Genomic DNA, 3506 nt, shown 5'->3' on the forward strand with positions numbered 1-3506 from the left:
TTTTTATCCCGCTGTTCATGAATTTAAAATTCACTTCATTACTAACAAACTAGCATTGTCTTCTTAAAAAAGGTTTAGCTTTTCTTTTATTTTGTTGATCGTGTCATTGATGCCACTCTTTTCGGTATCTATGTACTCCCCAAAGCTGTTTTCTTCATAGGCTTCAAAACATTTTTCAGTTTGTTGAAAACACCAATTTCCTTCTTCCTCACCACGTTTCCTTAACCTTTCGTAAATCGTTTCTTTACTAGCTGTTAAACAAAAATGATACGTTTGTTCATCCATACTTTTTAAACCATTATATATGTAATGAAAGTATTCTAGTTTTCGAATAGTCATTGGTACTATAAGATTCGTTTTATAGGTAGTAATTATCCGTTTTGCCACCTCAACGGTTAATTCTTTCCATAAATGCAAATCTTGAAAATCGCCTGTTTCTGCTTCAAGTCTTTTTAATTCCTCTGGAATCACATTTCTCAACATAAAACCTATCTCTTCAGGGTCATAGATCATACTATTTTTTATTTCTTTCTGTAGCTCTTTGGCAATTGTAGTTTTCCCTACACCGAATGCTCCGTTTATCATAATGATCATATTACTATCCCCTTCAAAGAAATTTTTCTTTGCTTTAAGTGCATAAAACTGCGATTAATCTAAAAAATTTATATAACGCCCTTTCCCTATTTTTTTTGCTTTTTGATAAACATGCCACGCACCTACTAGATCTTGAAAAGCTAATCCGACTGAACCATAAATTGTCGTTTGTTCATCTTTTCTTATCCCTGATTTATCGTTAGTCATAACCTCCCCAATTTCAGCATGAATGGCATCTTCTGATAATCCTACTCCTCCAATTGCACCCATTTGAACTGCAAGATGACGATCATCGCAAACAAATAGTGATTGTTGTATTAATTCTGCACTAACTTCACATTTACCTGGCTCATCTGGACCTAATGTCGTGATATGAACTCCTTTCTTAACCATATTTGAAAATAAGAAAGGTTCTCTTGCCCATGTTGCCGTTATTATAATATCTGAATCCCTCACTGCCTCTTCTAAACTATTGCAAATAACCATTGAAGTCTTACATTCCTCTTGCATTTCTTCAACAAAGGATCTAGCTTTTTCAAAAGAAGAATCATATACAAAGACTGTTGAAAAATCCCTAAAATATCTAAGGGAACGAAGTTGAAGTTTCCCTTGAATTCCTGCACCAATTATGCAAACATTCTTTGCGTTATCTCTTGCTAAAATATGAGTTCCCATTGCACCTGATAAGCCTGTCCGCACTGCTGTAATATAAGTCGAGTCCATAATTGCTAACAAACGTCCTGTTTCCAGATCATGAAGGTTAATTACACCTCTTATAGAAGGAGATTCTGTTGGAAACTTGGAGTTATCTTTGACTGTATATGCAGGGATATCTGAACTAAGACCCGGAAATAAAACTACTGCACTCGTATTGTCTTTAGGTAAGTCAGACCGTGATCGTTGGGCTGCAATCTTTCTATTCGATGAGTACGAACAAAATGCTTTTTTTAATGCTGGATATAAATCTTTCGGGTCTAACAACGATTCTATTTCTTTTCTAGTTAGTAGTAATGTATCCATTTNNAAAAAAAGCATGAATCACCTTTTTCCAAGCCTCCGTACACCAGGATTATAGATCCTGTTTATACACAATTCCATGCTCCAGATATATCTTTAAGAGTGTTAATGCTTCTCCCCAACCTACCGCACAACCAATACAGGCTTTTATATCATTTTCCGAATTAGTATATCCCGTCTCATTAAGAATGACTAATGTTCCATCTTTATAAGGTTCAAGATTAAATGATACTGTTGAATTATGCTCTCCTGGTGACCATTGAAAAACAATTCTTTTGTTTGGTGTGGCCTCAAGTATCTTCCCGCCATCTTCAATATTTACATTTTCTTCACCAAAATTTGTCCATCTCAACCGTATTTCACCCGTTCCATCTGGGTTAATTTCTAAAGATGTGTCATCTGTAAACCAAGAATTCCACCCTTGAGCTATTGAAATTGTTTTATATACTTTTTCTATCGGTACTTTGATATATGTTTTATGATGTATATCTGGCATTTTTACAATCCTCCATTCTTTTGATTTAGTTAGGTGTGCATCAGACTTGCATTATCTTCATCATTATCATTATAATGGTAATATACAAAATATTATAATTTTTATTTAATAATTATTCTTCTTATGTCCATCACATAATTTTTCTCACCTCGACGATATCAACTTCATTGGTTAGAAACATGTATCTATCATAATTGGCTAAACTCTTAAATATATTAGTCAGGATGTTCTAAAATTATCAAAGTCTATATTTCTTTCAATTCAACCCTTCTTCTTTGTAAAAGTCACAGGATAAAAAGTATTATCATCCTAGTTTCATAAAACTAGATGCATATATATTATTAAATTTTCACAGAAGGAGAGATGTAAAAGTGGATATTAAAGACAATGCAAACATCGAAGGATGCCCGTTTCATGGGGGTGCTACTAGTAACAAATCAAGGGGTAATACCCATCAAGACTGGTGGCCAAATGCGTTAAACTTGAATATTCTCCGCCAGCATGACAGAAAATCAAATCCAATGGGAGAAGACTTCAATTACGCAGATGAATTTAAAAAGCTAGATTACGATGCTCTAAAGCAAGATCTTCGTATTCTAATGAAAGATAGTCAAGATTGGAGCCCAGCAGACTATGGACATTACGGTCCTGCGTTTATTCGTATGGCTTGGCATTCAGCTGGTACATACCGTATTGGAGATGGTCGAGGTGGTGGCGGAACTGGTAACCAACGTTTTGCACCACTTAACAGCTGGCCGGACAATGTTCTACTTGACAGAGCACGACGCCTTCTTTGGCCAGTTAAGCAAAAATATGGGAATAAAATTTCTTGGGCAGACTTGTTTGTTCTAGCAGGTAATGTCGCCATCGAAGATATGGGTGGTCCTACAATTGGATTTGGAGCTGGACGCGAAGACATTTGGCATCCAGAAGAGGACATTTATTGGGGAGCTGAAACAGAATGGCTTGGTGATAATCGTTACACCGGAGAACGCGACCTTGAAAATCCACTTGCTGCTGTTCAGATGGGACTTATTTATGTGAATCCAGAAGGTCCAAATGGCAAACCAGATCCGATTGCAAGTGCGAAGGACATTCGTGAAACATTTGCCAGGATGGGAATGAACGATGAAGAAACTGTTGCACTTATTGCCGGAGGTCATACTTTCGGTAAGTCACATGGAGCTGGTGATCCTTCTCTTGTTGGTCCAGAGCCAGAGGCTGCTCCTATTGAAGCAATGGGCTTAGGCTGGCAAAGTTCCCACGGTAAAGGTTTTGGCCGTGACACTATCGGTAGCGGTATTGAAGGTGCTTGGACTGCGAATCCAACACAGTGGGACAATGGTTACTTTGATCTATTGTTCGGATATGAGTGGTGGCTGACAAAGAGTCCTGCTGG

4 protein-coding genes are annotated in these 3506 nt (G+C 37.0%); 1 reads left to right on the forward strand and 3 read right to left on the reverse strand.

Features of this window, described 5'->3' with window-relative positions:
• Positions 1 to 63: 63 nt before the first annotated feature.
• The 3 genes from V7147_RS03250 to V7147_RS03260 all read right to left on the reverse strand — a co-directional run bounded on the left by V7147_RS03250 (position 64) and on the right by V7147_RS03260 (position 2107).
• Positions 64 to 594 (reverse strand): AAA family ATPase, encoded by a 531-nt coding sequence (locus V7147_RS03250; protein WP_335366427.1) that lies wholly within the window; start codon positions 592 to 594, stop codon positions 64 to 66.
• 54 nt (positions 595 to 648) lie between these two features.
• Complete coding sequence (locus V7147_RS03255) at positions 649 to 1629, reverse strand: ornithine cyclodeaminase family protein (RefSeq protein ID WP_335366428.1); 981 nt, start codon at positions 1627 to 1629, stop codon at positions 649 to 651.
• A gap of 34 nt (positions 1630 to 1663) precedes the next feature.
• Positions 1664 to 2107 carry an SRPBCC family protein gene (locus tag V7147_RS03260; protein ID WP_335366429.1) on the reverse strand — a complete coding sequence of 148 codons (444 nt, stop codon included), beginning with the start codon at positions 2105 to 2107 and terminating at the stop codon, positions 1664 to 1666.
• Between the two features lie 371 nt (positions 2108 to 2478).
• Here V7147_RS03260 and V7147_RS03265 point away from each other — a divergent pair.
• On the forward strand, positions 2479 to 3506 hold a 1028-nt coding region (locus tag V7147_RS03265), incomplete at its 3' end, for a peroxidase family protein (RefSeq protein ID WP_335366430.1).

The organism is Bacillus sp. JJ1521 (genome assembly GCF_036965165.1).
GTDB lineage: Bacteria > Bacillota > Bacilli > Bacillales > Bacillaceae_L > Ferdinandcohnia.

What these genes read in the sequence shown, in the direction of transcription:
- V7147_RS03250 (WP_335366427.1), bottom strand. Translation starts at nt 594, where the DNA reads ATGATCATTATGATAAACGGAGCATTCGGTGTAGGGAAAACTACAATT.
- V7147_RS03260 (WP_335366429.1), bottom strand. Translation starts at nt 2,107, where the DNA reads ATGCCAGATATACATCATAAAACATATATCAAAGTACCGATAGAAAAA.